15 protein-coding genes are annotated in these 15,146 nt (G+C 66.4%); 5 read left to right on the top strand and 10 right to left on the bottom strand.

What is annotated here, in order from left to right; all coding sequences use genetic code 11:
• Nucleotides 1-51: 51 nt before the first annotated feature.
• Complete coding sequence (locus tag PUN71_RS08790) at nucleotides 52-339, top strand: WXG100 family type VII secretion target (protein WP_043451419.1); 288 nt, start codon at nucleotides 52-54, stop codon at nucleotides 337-339.
• Nucleotides 340-349: 10 nt separating this feature from the next.
• Here the strand turns inward: PUN71_RS08790 and PUN71_RS08785 are convergent, their stop codons facing one another.
• Complete coding sequence (locus tag PUN71_RS08785; protein WP_277798089.1) at nucleotides 350-1,411, bottom strand: ribonuclease HI family protein; 1,062 nt, start codon at nucleotides 1,409-1,411, stop codon at nucleotides 350-352.
• 217 nt (nucleotides 1,412-1,628) lie between these two features.
• Between PUN71_RS08785 and PUN71_RS08780 the strand changes: the two genes are divergently transcribed.
• The gene (locus PUN71_RS08780) at nucleotides 1,629-2,948 is read left to right on the top strand and encodes an ABC transporter substrate-binding protein (protein WP_277798088.1); all 1,320 of its coding nucleotides are present in this window, start codon (nucleotides 1,629-1,631) and stop codon (nucleotides 2,946-2,948) included.
• Between the two features lie 101 nt (nucleotides 2,949-3,049).
• Here the strand turns inward: PUN71_RS08780 and groL are convergent, their stop codons facing one another.
• The 5 genes from groL to PUN71_RS08755 form a co-directional block, all read right to left on the bottom strand.
• Complete coding sequence (gene groL, locus PUN71_RS08775) at nucleotides 3,050-4,684, bottom strand: chaperonin GroEL (protein WP_043451415.1); 1,635 nt, start codon at nucleotides 4,682-4,684, stop codon at nucleotides 3,050-3,052.
• 295 nt (nucleotides 4,685-4,979) lie between these two features.
• A complete protein-coding gene (locus PUN71_RS08770; protein WP_502860406.1) occupies nucleotides 4,980-6,257 on the bottom strand; it encodes an ABC transporter substrate-binding protein in 1,278 nt (425 codons plus the stop codon).
• Nucleotides 6,257-6,463, bottom strand: coding sequence for a cold-shock protein (locus tag PUN71_RS08765; protein ID WP_134165653.1), 207 nt, complete (start codon nucleotides 6,461-6,463; stop codon nucleotides 6,257-6,259). Before PUN71_RS08765 ends, PUN71_RS08770 begins: the two co-directional genes overlap by 1 nt.
• A gap of 164 nt (nucleotides 6,464-6,627) precedes the next feature.
• The gene (locus PUN71_RS08760) at nucleotides 6,628-7,269 is read right to left on the bottom strand and encodes a LytR C-terminal domain-containing protein (RefSeq protein ID WP_043451410.1); all 642 of its coding nucleotides are present in this window, start codon (nucleotides 7,267-7,269) and stop codon (nucleotides 6,628-6,630) included.
• 50 nt (nucleotides 7,270-7,319) lie between these two features.
• The gene (locus tag PUN71_RS08755; protein ID WP_043451408.1) at nucleotides 7,320-7,649 is read right to left on the bottom strand and encodes a DUF3263 domain-containing protein; all 330 of its coding nucleotides are present in this window, start codon (nucleotides 7,647-7,649) and stop codon (nucleotides 7,320-7,322) included.
• Nucleotides 7,650-7,803: 154 nt separating this feature from the next.
• Between PUN71_RS08755 and PUN71_RS08750 the strand changes: the two genes are divergently transcribed.
• A complete protein-coding gene (locus PUN71_RS08750; RefSeq protein WP_277798086.1) occupies nucleotides 7,804-8,574 on the top strand; it encodes a uracil-DNA glycosylase in 771 nt (256 codons plus the stop codon).
• A gap of 14 nt (nucleotides 8,575-8,588) precedes the next feature.
• Nucleotides 8,589-9,428, top strand: a complete 840-nt coding sequence (locus tag PUN71_RS08745) for a siderophore-interacting protein (RefSeq protein ID WP_277798085.1) — start codon at nucleotides 8,589-8,591, stop codon at nucleotides 9,426-9,428.
• 17 nt (nucleotides 9,429-9,445) lie between these two features.
• Here PUN71_RS08745 and PUN71_RS08740 read toward each other — a convergent pair whose 3' ends face one another.
• From PUN71_RS08740 to PUN71_RS08730, 3 genes are all read right to left on the bottom strand, one after another.
• Entirely contained in the window at nucleotides 9,446-10,933 is a 1,488-nt protein-coding gene (locus PUN71_RS08740; protein WP_277798084.1) for a threonine/serine exporter family protein, read from the bottom strand.
• Between the two features lie 34 nt (nucleotides 10,934-10,967).
• A complete protein-coding gene (locus PUN71_RS08735) occupies nucleotides 10,968-12,284 on the bottom strand; it encodes a peptidoglycan bridge formation glycyltransferase FemA/FemB family protein (protein WP_277798083.1) in 1,317 nt (438 codons plus the stop codon).
• A 120-nt stretch (nucleotides 12,285-12,404) separates the two neighbouring features.
• Nucleotides 12,405-13,538: a lipid II:glycine glycyltransferase FemX gene (locus tag PUN71_RS08730; RefSeq protein WP_082007010.1), complete on the bottom strand. Its 1,134-nt coding sequence runs from the start codon at nucleotides 13,536-13,538 to the stop codon at nucleotides 12,405-12,407.
• A 121-nt stretch (nucleotides 13,539-13,659) separates the two neighbouring features.
• Here PUN71_RS08730 and PUN71_RS08725 point away from each other — a divergent pair, with 121 nt between their 5' ends.
• Nucleotides 13,660-14,202 (top strand): TspO/MBR family protein, encoded by a 543-nt coding sequence (locus PUN71_RS08725; protein ID WP_277798082.1) that lies wholly within the window; start codon nucleotides 13,660-13,662, stop codon nucleotides 14,200-14,202.
• Nucleotides 14,203-14,262: 60 nt separating this feature from the next.
• On the opposite strand, the gene PUN71_RS08720 is transcribed toward PUN71_RS08725, so the two are convergent.
• A partial coding sequence (locus PUN71_RS08720; protein WP_277798081.1) for an L-serine ammonia-lyase occupies nucleotides 14,263-15,146 on the bottom strand: 884 nt, incomplete at its 5' end.

Raw genomic sequence — 15,146 nt, 5'->3', positions numbered from 1 at the left:
GAACCGCCGGGAGCGGGGCGGGTCCGGCCCGCCGTACCGAAAGGCACAGCCATGAGCATGATCTCCGTCGACACCGAATTACTGCAGCTGAAGTCTGCCAACGTTCAGGCCACTGTGGACCGCATCAACGCCGACGTTCACGCCATGAAGCGCGGCCTGGATGAGCTGCAGGGTTCGTGGCGGGGTTCGGCCGCCACCAACTTCCAGGCACTGATCACCGAGTGGACCATCACGCAGGGCCGGGTGGAGGCGTCCCTGGCCTCCATCAATACCGCCCTGGCCTCGGCAGCAGCCACGTACGCCCAGGCGGAGCAGGGCAACACGCAGCGCTTCAGCTGACCCCTTGGCCCTAGGCCTCAGGCGTGCCCTGGTGGAACCGCAGCCGCCACCGGTCGCCGTCCAGGACCCACAGGGAGCTGCGCAGGGTGGTGCCGGAACGCGCATAGCTCCGGTAGGTCAGCAGGACCGCGCCGGCGCCAACGCGGTCGGCCCCGAGGATTTCGATCTCGGTCCGCTCACCGGGGTCTTCCTCGAGTGCCATCATCATGGCGTCCCGGGTCCAGACCCGTCCGGAGCTGCCGATTTCCATGAAGTCCGGGTGGAGCAGCACGGCGGTCCGGCCGATGTCCCCGCGGACCAGCGGACCCAGCAGTTCACGTTCGAGCTCTTCCACCAGCGCCTCGGGCGGGATTGAGCCGGCGTGCTGCGCTGCCTCGGCCACCTCAAGGTCGTCAGCATCGAATTCACTGAACAGGTCGGGTTCTTCGTAGGCCGGGACCGGCGCCGGAGTGGCCCGCGGCCTCCCCGAAGCATCAGCGCCGCGGGCTGCCGGAACGTCGCCGGTGGCTGCAGGCACCGTGCCGGCAGTCACGGCTGCGGGACGGACCGGCCCGGCGGCCGGGATGTCCAGCGTTGCCGGCTGGCTGGCGGCCAGATGGTGGTGCGAGCCGGGGAATCCGGGACCGGAGCGTGCCGCCACCCCCTGCTGGTAGGCCGTGGCAGCTGCCCGCGCCCGTTCATCGGCGGCCTCGTTGAGTTCGTGGCCGGCGTGGCCTTTGACCCATTCGAACGTGTACGTCCGGCCGGCCAGTTCGCGGTCGAGTTCCTTCAGCAGCTCCACATTCAGGACCGGCTTGCCGTCCGCTTTGCGCCATCCTTTGCGCTTCCAGCCCGGCATCCACTTGGTAATCGAGTTGATCACGTACTGGCTGTCGCACAGAATCCGGAGGTCCTCCCCCGGCACGTGCGCCGTGGCACGCAACAGGTCAAGGACGGCCATCAGCTCCCCTTGGTTGTTGGTCCCGTGCGGCCAGCCGCCTGCGCGCCAGCATTCATCGTTCACGTACCAGGCCCAGCCAGCCGGGCCGGGGTTTCCCAAGGCCGAACCGTCAGCCGCTGCAGTAATCGTCACTGATCCATCCTGCCAGAAGGTGCTGACAAAGCGGTGCCGCAGCGCAAGGGAGGACCTGTTAAGGAAAAATGGGAAAACGTTTACCAAATGTCTTGACGAACGTGCCGGAGGCGCGAAACAATCGCAGCATTGCTTTGAGAAAACGCTTTCTGGCATCCTCCCGCTGAACCATCGCTGCTGCGGGAGGACGGCCGACACGCATCCGGAAGGAACATCAATGACGATTCCCCCAGTATCCCGGCGCAGGTTCCAGCTCGGTGCTGCCGCCCTGGCCCTGTCCATCCTGGCCACCGGCTGCGGCGCCCCCGGCGGATCCGGCGGATCCGGCGACAACGGACAGGTGACCCTGCGGTTTGCCTGGTGGGGCAACGAATACCTGAACGCACAGACCGACAAGGTGATTGCGGCGTTCGAGGCCTCGCACCCGAACATCAAGATCAAGGCTGAGCCCGGCGAATGGTCCAGTTACTGGGACAAATTGGCAACGAAGACTGCCGCCAATGACGCTCCGGACGTCATCCAGATGGATCAGAAGTACATCGCCGAATACGGCGGCCGCGGAGCCCTGGCGGACCTTTCCAAGCAGGGCGGCATCGACACCTCCAAGCTGGACAAGGAGGCCCTGGCCTCCGGCCAGTACGACGGCGCCCAATACGGGTTGAGCACGGGCCAGAACGCCTACGTCATCATGGCCAACACCAAGGTCTTCGAAGCCGCAGGCGTGCCGGTGCCGGACGACAAGACGTGGACCTGGAAGGACTTCGTGGACACCGCGGCGAAGATCAGCGCCGCCGGCGACGGCAAAAGCTACGGCGCCGCTTACGGGAGCAACGAGGCGGACCTCATCATCTGGCTTCGCCAGCACGGCGAAAACCTCTATTCCCAGGACGGCAGGCTGGACTTCGGGACAGACACGGCCGCGTCCTTCTGGGAGCGGCTGAAGGAACAGCGCGATTCCAAAGCCAGCCCGCCGGCCACCGTGGCCACGGAAGACTCAGGGGCGGGACTGGAGGAAAGCCTGTTCGGCACAAACCGCGTGGGCATGGCCTGGTGGTGGACCAACCAGCTCGGTTCGCTCGAAGCCACCACCGGCAGCAGCATCAAGATGCTGCGCGCCCCGAGCCTCGACGGTGCGTCGGCGGCCAACGGCATGTACTACAAGCCCACCATGTTCTGGTCCGCTTCCTCCCGCTCGAAGCATCCGCAGCAGGCTGCGGAATTCATCAACTACCTCGCCAACAGCCCGGAGGCCGGTGCCATCCTGATGACGGACCGGGGCGTGCCCACCAACAGCGAGATCGTTTCCGGCATCACCCCCTCACTCAAACCGGCCGACACCACGGTCGTGGGCTTCCTGAAGGACATAGCGCCGGACATCAAGGAGGCACCGCCGGTGCCGCCGGTGGGTGCCGGAAGCGTCCAGAACGTCATCAAGCGCTACACCGATGAGGTGCTGTATGACCGGCTGACGCCCCTGGCGGCGGCGGAAGCCTTCAAGAAGGAAGTACAGGGGATGCTGGACTCGGCCCGCAAATAGAGTCCCGCCCGGGTTATATATCCGGAACGCAAAAATGCGGCCCCCTCTTTTCGAGGGGGCCGCATTTTTATGGCTGGCGGGACTGGTCCCGGCCGGGAGGCTTAGAAGCCGCCCATGCCGCCCATGCCGCCCATGTCATCGCCACCGGCAGGGGCTGCAGCCTTCTCCGGCTTGTCAGCAACTACTGCCTCGGTGGTGAGGAACAGGCCGGCGATCGACGCCGCGTTCTGCAGGGCAGAGCGGGTGACCTTTACGGGGTCGTTGACGCCGGCGGCCAGCAGGTCGGTGTACTCACCGGTTGCTGCGTTCAGGCCGTGGCCTGCGGGCAGGCCGCGGACCTTGTCGACGACCACGCCGGGCTCGAGGCCGGCGTTGAAGGCGATCTGCTTCAGCGGGGCGTCGATGGCAACGCGGACGATGTTGGCGCCGGTTGCTTCGTCGCCGGACAGCTGAAGGTTGGCGAATGCCTTGGCACCGGCCTGGATCAGGGCCACGCCGCCACCGGCGACGATGCCTTCTTCAACTGCAGCCTTGGCGTTGCGGACTGCGTCCTCGATGCGGTGCTTGCGCTCCTTGAGCTCCACCTCGGTGGCAGCCCCGGCCTTGATGACTGCAACGCCGCCGGCCAGCTTGGCCAGGCGCTCCTGCAGCTTCTCGCGGTCGTAGTCGGAGTCGGAGTTTTCGATCTCGGCGCGGATCTGGGAAACGCGGCCGGCGATCTGGTCGGCGTCGCCTGCACCTTCGACGATGGTGGTCTCGTCCTTGGTAACAACGACCTTGCGGGCCTGGCCCAGGAGCTCCAGGCCGGCGTTCTCCAGCTTGAGTCCAACTTCCTCGGAGATGACCTGGCCGCCGGTCAGGACGGCGATGTCGGCGAGCTGGGCCTTGCGGCGGTCACCGAAGCCCGGAGCCTTGACGGCGACGGACTTGAAGGTGCCGCGGATCTTGTTGACGATCAGGGTGGCCAGGGCCTCGCCCTCGATGTCTTCGGCGATGATCAGCAGCGGCTTGTTGGACTGCATGACCTTCTCGAGGACAGCAACCAGTTCCTTGACGTTGGAGATCTTGGAGTTGACGATCAGGATGTACGGATCCTCGAGGACCGTTTCCTGGCGCTCTGCGTCGGTGACGAAGTAGGCGGAGATGTAGCCCTTGTCGAAGCGCATGCCTTCGGTGAGCTCGAGCTCCAGGCCGAAGGTGTTGGATTCCTCGACCGTGATGACGCCTTCCTTGCCCACCTTGTCCAGTGCTTCGGCGATGAGGGCACCAATTTCGTCGTCACCGGCGGAGATGGAGGCGGTGGCCGCGATCTCTTCCTTGGTTTCGATTTCCTTGGCGGAGTTCAGCAGTTCGGCGGTGACGGCGTCAACGGCCTTCTCGATGCCGCGCTTGAGGGACAGCGGGTCGGCGCCGGCGGCAACGTTGCGCAGGCCTTCCTTGACCAGGGCCTGTGCCAGGACGGTGGCCGTGGTGGTGCCGTCGCCGGCCACATCGTCGGTCTTCTTGGCAACTTCCTTGACCAGCTCTGCGCCGATCTTCTCGTAGGGATCGTCCAGCTCGATCTCCTTGGCGATGGAAACACCATCGTTGGTGATCGTGGGGGCGCCCCACTTCTTTTCGAGGACGACGTTGCGTCCACGCGGGCCGAGGGTGACCTTAACGGCGTCGGCGAGGGTGTTCAGGCCACGCTCAAGGCCGCGGCGTGCCTCTTCATCAAATGCAATGATCTTGGCCATAACGGCAGTAGTCCTTTCGGGACAGTCGTTAAGAATGAACCTTCGCTGCAGTGCCCGCGACGGACGATCCTGTACCCGGCGGCCTCTGTATGCCTCCGGACGGGGATCTCACTGAAGTAAGGTGTTTCTTTCGCTCCTCGACCGGTGCCGCGCTCCGCCGGCGGAAACCAGGCTTTGCTTTAGCAGTCGGTACGTCAGAGTGCTAACTCAATAATTAGCACTCCCCAGGTGAGAGTGCAAGCGAAATGACGCCTGGCGGGCGTCTGGAGCAGCCGCTTCGCCCAGGGCGATCAGCTCACCGGCCGGCAACCTCCCGGCCGGTGAGGCCGGGGTTGTTGTCCGCTCCGTAGCTGAACACGGAGAAAGCAGCTGAGGTGATGTCGCCGTTGGGATCGAAGGCAACCGGGCCCGATTCGCCGTCGTAGTTGATGTCCGGGCCGGCAGCCAGGCCACCAAGGCACTCCTTGTAGCCCGTGCAGGGCGCGGCGGGTTCTGCCGCACCGCCACCCGCCGGACCGCCTGAAACCGCAATCAGGTTGGCGGCGATGGAGCGCCCGGCGTCGTCCTGTGCACGGGCGGCGGCCAGGGCCGCCAGGGTCACCGCGTCATAGGTTTCGGCCGCGTATGAAACGTCCTTCAGGGATGGGTCCACCTTCAGTAGCTTTCCCTGCAGCGCGGCCGAGGGCAGCTGGCCCGGAACCAGCGCACGGGCGCCCTCCAGGGCCCGTGGAGGCAGCCCGGATCCGTAGCGGGCAAAGGCGCCGTCACTGAGGATGAGGCGCGACCCCGCGAGGCCGGCGTTGTTCAGCTGGGCCAATGCAGCCTGGGCGCCCTCGCGCGCGACCAGGACCACCGCGTCCGGCTGTGCCTTGGCGGTGGAGCGTGCCGCGTTCACTGCGTCACCGGGCTTGAAAGAGGCGGCTGGAAGGACCGTGAGTCCGGACTTTTTCGCCGCGTCGGCAACCGCCGCCGACAGGTCCTTGCCGTACGGACCCTCCTGGTACAGGACGCTGATGGTCGAGGCCCCGCCGTCCTTGGCGAGTTTGGCCAATACTGGCCCTTGCGCCACATCTGCTGCAGCGGTGCGGAAGTAGTAGCCCCCGCTGGCCATCCCGGAGAGGCCGGCTGCGGTGTTGGCCGGCGAGATGAGGGGTACGCGGGCCGGGGAAAGCACATCGACGGCGGGGGCCGCATGGCTGGAATCCGTGGGTCCGATGACCACGTCCGCCTTGGCGGCCACCAGGTCCTTTGCCTGCCCTGCAGCATCCTCCTCCGGATGCACCGGAAGCAGTTCCACCGGCCTGCCCTTATGCCCGCCGGCGGCGTTGATGTCCTGGATGGCGGCCTTGGCGGCGGCCAACTGCGGTGCATTGAGGAAGGCCGCGTCACCGGAGTTGTCCAGGATCAGGCCCACCCGCAGGACACCGTCACCGGATGCCTCAACGGTTTCCACCCTGGCATTGCCACCGGCGCCGGAGCACCCCGTGGCAACGAGCACGGTTCCCAGGACTGCGGCCAGGGCGGCACCGGCACGCAGCGGGAAGGGGTGTATGGCGGAACGGGACAACAGCATCACTGGGCGGGCCGGACGTTTTCTGCCTGGGGCCCTTTTTCGCCCTCGCCGACCTCCAGCTGCACCCGCTGGCCCTCGTCCAGGGCCCGGTAGCCCTCCCCCTGGATCGCGGACCAGTGGACAAAGACGTCGTCGCCGGAGCCGTCAACGGTGATGAAGCCGTAGCCTTTTTCAGCGTTGAACCATTTGACGGTTCCCAGTGCCATGATGAACAACTCTTTCCGTTGGATGCCGGGCGGGCGCGGACCGCCGGCGGAAACCGCGGCCGGCCGTAGCCTGGCACCCACTCTAGCCAATGGCCGCCACGGGCTGCGGGCGGCAGCCGCCTGGAGCCCGGAACGTTATCCAGGCGTAACGGGAGGGACTGCCGCTACCGGTATCCGGGTCCCAGCACCACGACCAGCGGAACCTGGAACTCGGTGCTGTTGACCACGGTGGGGATGTTCAGCAGTGCCGCGAGCGCCTGTGCGCTTGCCAGCTGCTGGGGGCCGGCGTAGAAGATCACGGAAGATTTTTGCGGGGCGCCGGCCCAGTTGCCCACCTGGCCCAAGCGCCAGCCGTCAGCCTGGACCATTCCGCCCACGCGGCCGGCCAGTCCTGCTGTTCCCGCAGCGTTGTACACCGCCACCGGCTGGGTCCGGTCGACGGCGGCCGGCTGGGTGGCAGAGGCAGTGGGCTCAGGCTCGGCACTGGTGCTTTGGGTTGGCCCGGCAGATGCCGGCGGCGTCGGGGAGACCGGAGCGGTGGAGGGAGCCTGCGTCGCCTGCGGCGTGGATCCGGTTCCGGCCAGCGGAGTTGACTCCACGCTCGCCGATGCCTGGGTCGCAGCAGTGCTGAAACCAAGCTTGGGAAGGATCAGGAAGGACACCAGCCCGATGGCCAGGGCCGCCACGCCCACCGCGAGGATGGGCCAGAGCCGCACGCGGGACGGGGCCGTGGCCGTCCGGTGGACACCTTGTCGCGACGCGGCTTCGGGGACCTTGTCGAATTCATCGCGGGCGTATCTGGTCATGGTGGAAGGACATCCTTGTAGAGTGCGGCTGTTGTCCCCGCCGCGGCGTCCTAAGCGTCGGATCCCAGGCGGCGGGCGGTGCGCGCACGGTGGCGCGACGTACGTAGTCTACGCAATCTCTTGACCAGCATGGGATCGTGGGCCAGTGCGTCCTCGCGGTCGATCAGCGCGTTGAGGAGCTGGTAGTAGTGGGTCGCGGAGAGATCGAAGAGCTCCCGGATGGCCTGTTCCTTTGCCCCTGCGTACTTCCACCACTGCCGTTCCAGGGCCAGCATCTGCTGCTCCCGCTCCGACAGGGAGGACTCACGGAGGGCGAAATCCGCCAGGAGGGGTTTCCGTGGATCCTGCTCCGGCAGGTGTTCCCGGGCCGGTTCCGCCACGGCACACTCCTTCGCTGGTTACGGCAAATGTCTTACCCCCATGCTAGCTGCCGAATAACACTGGTGTCATTCGCACCCTGGCCGCGTGCCTCGTCCCCCTGCCCTGGCACCCCTCCCCCGGGCTTCCCCCGCCCGGTCCTGCAAGAATGGAACGATGTTTGAATCGGATGCGCTGTTCGAGCTGCAGCAGGACCCCGCGGACACCCTCCGCTTCGCCGACCTCGCCGGCCTGCCGCTGGCAGACCTCATGGCGCCGGACTGGGCTGCTGCCCTGCAGGACGTCGACGGCCAACTCCGGAAGGTGCTGGCGTTCCTGGCCGCGGAAGAGGCGGCCGGGCAGCAGCTCCTGCCGTCGCCGTCGAACGTCCTGCGGGCCTTCCGCCAGCCCCTGGCCGGCGTGAAAGTCCTTCTTGTGGGGCAGGATCCGTACCCTACGCCGGGCCACGCCGTCGGATTGTCCTTCTCAGTCGACCCGCACGTGCGGCCCATCCCGCGCAGCCTGGCCAACATCTACCGGGAGCTGGAATCGGACCTGGGCATTCCGCCACGCGTCCACGGCGACCTGTCGGCCTGGACGGAGCAAGGCGTGCTGCTGCTGAACCGCGTCCTGACGGTCCGCGCCGGAGCCGCCGGTTCACACCGGGGCAAGGGCTGGGAGGAGATTACGACGGCGGCAGTCACCGCGCTGGCGGCCCGCACCGCAGCGGACGGGGCAAGGCCGCCCCTGGTGGCCGTGTTGTGGGGCAAGGAGGCTGAGGGCGTCCGGGCGCTCCTGGCCGGCGTCCCCGCCATCACCAGCGCCCATCCCAGTCCCCTGTCCGCCTCCCGCGGCTTCTTTGGCTCCCGGCCGTTCAGCCGTGCGAACCAGCTGCTGCGGGACCAGGGGGCAACGGACGTAACCTGGGAACTCCCGCCGTCGCCCTAGCTTAGGCTTGCCTCATGAGCACCGTTCCTGCCGCCACCAGCGCAACCAAGAAGAGCCGCCCGCAGGTCAATCTGACTGTCCTGCGCAAGGAACAGCTGACGCCGCACATGGTCCGGATCGTCGCCGGCGGGGACGGCTTCAAGGACTTCACCAACAACGGGTTCGTGGACCGGTACGTCAAGATTGTCTTCCCCCAGCCCGGCGTCGAGTACCCCTCGCCCCTGGATCTCTGGGAAATCCGGGAAACCATGCCCCGCGAACAGTGGCCGTTCACCCGCACCTACACCCTGCGCTGGGTCAACACTGGAGCGCAGGAACTGGCCATCGACTTCGTGGTCCACGGCGACGAAGGCCTGGCAGGCCCTTGGGCGGCCAGGGCAGAGCCTGGCGAAACCCTCACCTTCACCGGCCCCGGCGGGGCCTACAACCCCAACCCGGAAGCGGACTGGTACCTCTTCGCCGGCGATGAGGCAGCGCTGCCCGCCATCGCCGCCTGCATCGAGGCACTGCCGCCGGAAGCTTCGGGGATGGCTTTCCTGGAGGTCGGGTCCGAGGCCGAAATCCAGCCCATTTCCGCCCCCGCAGGGCTGGACGTCACCTGGCTGCCGCGCAACGGCGTCCCCGCGGGGTCCAGCGACCTGTTGATCAAGGCGGTGGCGGATGCGGACTGGCCGGGAGGCTCCGTGGACGTCTTTGCGCACGGCGAGCGCGGCTACATGAAGGCGCTGCGCGAGGTCTTCTTCAAGCAGCGCGGACTCGAGCGCCGGCAGGTCTCACTCTCCGGCTACTGGGCGCAGGGCCGGGTGGAGGACGTCTTCCAGGCCGAAAAGAAACTGCCGGTCGGCCAAATCTAGGCGGCCCGGCGTCCGCGCTACCGGCGGCGCGCCCGGCGCCGCTCGTTGCTTGCCAGGCTCCGCGTCAGCGGCCGTGCCAGCACGTCGCCCAGGACGATCCCTCCGGCAGTGCCGAGGACGATGGCGCCGGCGCTGAGCATGCCGCCGGCGCCGGCGAGGATTTCCGACTCCTCTACGGTGAGCACGTACATGGACCGGAAAATCGTGAGGCCGGGCAGCAGGATCAGGGCCGCGGGAACAGCCACCACGAGCTGCGGTGCCCCCATCCGCAGGGCCACCACCCGCGCCAGGAGGCCGATGACCACGGCGGCGATGGCCGGGGCGAAGCGGTCGCCAATGCCCAGCAGGCCGCAGCCCAGCAGGACCAGATAGCCCGCCACGCCAACCCCGGCCGTGGGCAGGAGCAGCTTCCAGGTGGTTTGCTCGGTGATGCCGATGGCCATCACGGCGGCGGCCACAAAGACGATGAGGACCCACAGATCGTAGGCGGGCGGAAAGGTCTGCGTGACGTCGATGCGCTGCAGGCCGGTCAGCTCCCCCACGACAAAGGCGACGGCGATGCCGGCAACGATGGCGCCGAAGGTCAGCAGCGTGGACAGGAACCGCCCCGCCGCCGTCACCGGGAAGCCGTTAATGGCATCCTGCACGGAGGACACCAGCCGGCCGGTGGGAAGGAGCAGCAGGATACCGCCCACCACCACGGTCGACGGTGAGGCGGTGAGCCCGAACTGCCACAGCAGCAGGGCCAGCATGGTGACCACGAATGAGCAACTCGCGGTGATGAAGAAGTCCGGGACGCGCCAGCGTCCCAACTGCCTGGCCAGCAGGCTGATGCCGATGTTGGCCACGAATGCGACCGCCGAGGACACGGGCCCTCCGCCCAGCACCCCGACGAACACTGCGGCGAAAACACCGAATGCCGCCGTCACCATCCAGCGCGGATACGGCTTGGGGCTGGTGATGGCCTCGTTGAGCCGGCGGACCGCCTCATCACGCCCCACCCCGCCGGCCACGATGTCCGTGACCAGCTGGTGGACCTTGGCGAGGCCGGCGTAGTTGTTGGTCCAGGACCGCACCACGCGCAGCAGCGCGATGGGGGTCTGGTCCTTGGGGGCATAGTTGATCCCCACGGACTGGTTGGTGATGTCGACCTCGATGTTCTTCAGTCCCAGCGCCGCGGTGACGGCGATAATGCTGGTTTCCACTTCGAGGGCGCCGGCGCCGTAGCGGAACATCGTTTCGGCCAGGTGCAGGGCGAAGTCAAGGGTTTTGCGGGCGGAGGTGTCCACGCCGCCCACCTGGATGGTGGGGTTGGCGTAGGGGCTCCCGGCGAGCCGGTCCACGATGCTCAAGGGCGCCGTGGGCGGGTTCTCCCCCTGGACCAGGCGGCGGAGCATTCTCCTGGCGGCAGCGTCCTGCCGGAGCTGCGCAGGAGTCAGCGGTTCAGTCGTGGGCAGGCCGTCAGTCTTCGGCCTGGACCCTGGCCGTTCGGGCCGGTCAGTCATGCCCGCTTCCTCCCTGTCTGCGGATTATGGACGGTCAGGCTGCACGTTTCAGCGGCAGCTTGCCCAGCAGGGTGCGGGCGGCTGCCGCCGCGGACCTGGCGAGCCGGTTGGCGTGGAACGCACCGGGCCGTACCGGGAGGACGAAGTCCCCCACCAGCTGGACCACTTCGCCGCCGAATCCCTTCTTGAATTCGTAGCCGCCGTGTCCTTCCTCGTCCTGTCCGGAGATGCCGAAGGTGCCGTAGAAGTTGTACCGGGGGTACCCCTTCTCGAGTGCGTGCAGCATCATGCCCCAGTACAGGGACGTTGCGCCGTTGAAGTAGATGTAGTCCTGGACGGTGCCGCCGATGACGCACACCACCTCATCGCCGTAGCAGACAAAGTGGATCGCGGCCACGGTGGCGGTACCCACCGAATCGGGGAACCTTTCGATGTCCTTCAGGCTGCGCTGGTAGCTGTCCACCAGGTCCTGGACCACCTTGAGCCGGTTGGCCTTCTTCTTGCTGCCGGTCTCCTCGACTTCGCGGCGGAGGTCGGCGGCGGTGGCTGATTCCGCGGCCAGGCGTTCGGTGATGGATTTGCGGTAGGCCGGGATGTCGATCTTGGCCATCATCAGCTTGGTGAATTCGCTGGAAGTGGTGCGCAGCAGGTGCTCGTAGTAGTCGCGTTCGCGGTAGACGAAGCCTTTTTCGTCCCCGGCCCGGCTCAGCGCGCCGTAGAAGTCATCCAGGGTGTCCAGGGTGGCCTGTTCCAGGAAGACGCCGTTTTTTTCGGCCTTGCGGATGGCTTTCCGGGTCCGGTAGCTGGTGCCCATGATCAGTTCTTCGGCGTCCTGGATGCCCACGAGGTTCTTGACGAACATCCAGTTCACGTTGACGAAGTTCATGTCCAAACCCTGGTGGCGGAATCCCAGGCGTTCCAGGTCCGCAACAAGCGGCCTGTTGTCCTCGATGTCGGGGTGTTCAGCGCCGTCGGCGTCCCGTGCAATGTACCGAAGGTTCGGTGAGATCCGCAGTTCAGCGGCTTTACGCCCTGCCGCATGTTTGCGGAGAAGTTCGACGACGGCGCCCACCAGGTCACGGTCCGCATAGTCCATGAGGGGACCCTTGGCACATTCGCAAACGGTGTAGCCCAGCCGGGTGGTGGTGTAGTTGAGCTTCCCTGCGGCCACAAGTTCGCCGTCGCGTTTCACTCCGAAAAGCTCCACCTGCTGGCCGCGGGCGCGCTGAAAGCGGGCAAAGTCGATGGACTGCAGGAAGCTGTTCTGGGGGCGCTTCAGCGCGAAGGCTTCAAATTCGGCGTCACTGAGGTTGGCATATTCAAGCCCGCCGGCGGCGGAATTTGGATTCAAGGGGTTACCTTCTTCTGGCTCTTCGCAGCCTGGGGCAGGCGCTGGACGGACGGTATTCGTGCCCCGGCCGCACCCGTGGGTGCAGGCCGGCAGGCGCGTTGGTTTAGTTGGCGGCGGAGGTCAGTAGAACTGCTGCCCGGTCCGGGCGGTTTCGATCCGGCGGAACACTTTTTCTCCGCCCTTGACCCACAGCCGGTGCCGGAGCGGGGACAGGACGTAGTCGTGGCACCCCACGAAGTCAGTGACGGTCTTCGTGAAGCTGGTCTTGAACATGCCCATGCCGTAGAGGTTGTGGGTCTTGTCCTTGATACGGGCCGCTGGCGGGGTGCCGCAGAAGTCGTACTCGGTACAGCCCAGTTCCTGCATACGGCGGATCGCGGTCCACTGCACCAGGTGCGAATCCCCGTACTGCTTGCGGTTCTGGGTGGAGCCGCCGTCCTTGTAGGTTGCCTTGGCGCCATAGTTGATGACGAAGGCGCCCACGCTGGGTTTGCCGTCTTCGTACACAAAGAAGAAGTTGCCCTGGCCGCGGTTGCAGAACTCGTCCCAGAACCGTGCGTAGTACTCATAGCTGCGGAGGGGCATGGAACCCTTGGCGCTGACGGTGTCAGCCATCAGGTCGTAGAGGGCCCGATAGGTTTCCGGGCCCTGCTCCTGCCGGACCACCTGGCAACCCTCCCGTTCCGCGCGCCGGACTGCGTTCCGCGCACGGGAGGAAATGGCTTTGAACACCTCTTCCTCCGGCCCTGAGATGTCCAGCAGCGCGGTGGAGTCGTTGGACTGGATGTTCGGGGCCTTGACGAAGCCGGCTGCAAGGAGTGCCTGCCGGGCTTCATCGGAATCGATAATGTCCGGTTCCACCTTGATGGTGAAGACCTTCAGCTTCTGGCTGCGGACAAAGGCTGCGCATGCTTCGAGGGCAGGCCCCAGGTCAGCTGCATCCGCGACGTCGGGGCCCTTGATGAGGTACCACAGCCGCCCCAGGACGGGGAACGTCTTCTCCAGCACCAGGTTATAGCTGGCGGTACCGTGGCCTTCCAGCACCAGGAACCGGACTTTCCAGCCGCTTCCGTTCTTCACTGATGCGTAGGCGGCAGACTGCAGCATGTTGCCGCCGTTCGGGTTGGCCGTGACGTGCTTGTCCCAGTTCTCAATTTCCTCGGCTGTGGCAAAACGTGCGGTGAATTCTCGCAAGGGGGCCGTGTCCAATCGGGTGTGTGCGCGGTTTCGTTGGTTCTGGATGCGTGCGGACATGCAGCCTCAAGTCTAAAGCCTCAGCGATGCCAGCCCCTTCTCCGGGCCTGCCTGGCATGGCGCCAGGGACAGGCCGAATGCCACCTTGACGCGGCTCATGGCATTCAACAAGGGTGGGGGTATGAGGCCGGACCAGGAACAGAGCGGTACAGACGTGAAGAGCGGGCGGCCCTACAGTCCAGGTGTCCAGGTGGCGGGTCTTGCCGGGTTCCTGGTGGCGTCCCTGCTGGTGGCAGGCCTGGGCGGGCTGGCGTCCGCAGCAAACGTGAACGGTTGGTATGCGTCGGCTGACAAGGCCCCCTGGACCCCGCCCAATTTCGTGTTTGGACCGGTCTGGACTGTTCTGTACACCGCGATGGCTGTGGCCGCCTGGCTGGTCTGGCGCCAACGGAGCAGCATGACCCGCCGGGCCATGACCGTATACGCCATCCAGTTGGTCCTCAACCTCGCCTGGACGCCGGCGTTTTTCGCCCTCTATCCAGCCCTCGGTACGGCGGCCCTGTGGCTGGGCCTGGCCATCATCCTGGCGTTGATTGCCGCGGTCGCGTTGACGGTGATGTACTTCGGCCCGATCAGCCGGACGGCCGGCCTGCTGCTGCTGCCGTATGTCTCATGGCTCGTCTTCGCTGCGAGCCTGAACTGGTGGGCAGCCGTGCACAACTAGGCCGGCCGGACGGCGGCAGGAAGGCGGCTCAGTCCGCCGTGCCGCCATTTGGAGGGGTTGTCAGCATTCGACGACGTTGACGGCCAGGCCGCCCATGGCGGTTTCCTTGTATTTGTCGCTCATGTCCTTGCCGGTTTCTCGCATGGTGATGATGACTTCGTCGAGGGACACGCGGTGGGTTCCGTCGCCCCAGAGCGCCATTTTCGCGGCGTTGATCGCTTTCGCGGCGGCGATCGCGTTCCGCTCGATGCAGGGGACCTGGACCAGCCCGCCGATCGGGTCGCAGGTCAGGCCCAGGTTGTGTTCCATCGCGATTTCCGCGGCGTTCTCCACCTGCGCCGGGGACCCGCCCATCACCTCCGCCAACCCCGCGGCGGCCATCGAGGACGCCGACCCGACCTCGCCCTGGCAGCCGACCTCGGCCCCGGAAATCGAGGCCTGTTCCTTATACAGCACCCCCACCGCCCCGGCCGCGAGCAGGAACCGCACCACCACATCCTCCCGGTCCGCCCGGGTGGCCTTCTCCATGCCGGGAGCGAAATGCAGGGCATAGAACAACACCGCGGGAATGATCCCGGCCGCCCCGTTGGTCGGGGCCGTGACCACCCGGCCGCCGGACGCGTTCTCCTCGTTCACCGCCAACGCCACCAAGTTAACCCACTCCTGCCAATACCTGGGATCGAACGGCCCCGCATCCCACGCAGCATCCGGATCCACGTCCCGCCCGTCCGCGCATTCCTTCTTCAACCGCTCGAACCAGTCCGGCGCACGGCGGCGGACCTTCAACCCGCCCGGCAGCACCCCGTCCCGTTTCAACGACGTGGCCACGCACGCCTCCATCACCGCCCAGATCTGCAGCAACCCGGCCCGGATCTGCTCCCCGGACCGGGAAGCCTTCTCATTGACCAGCATCACGTCCGCGATGCCCAGGCCGGTCACCGCGC

The organism is Arthrobacter sp. NQ7 (assembly GCF_029581595.2).
GTDB lineage: Bacteria > Actinomycetota > Actinomycetes > Actinomycetales > Micrococcaceae > Arthrobacter > Arthrobacter phenanthrenivorans_B.
The sequence above is the reverse complement of the archived record's forward strand: the minus strand, read 5'-3'. Positions and strand labels throughout refer to the sequence as shown.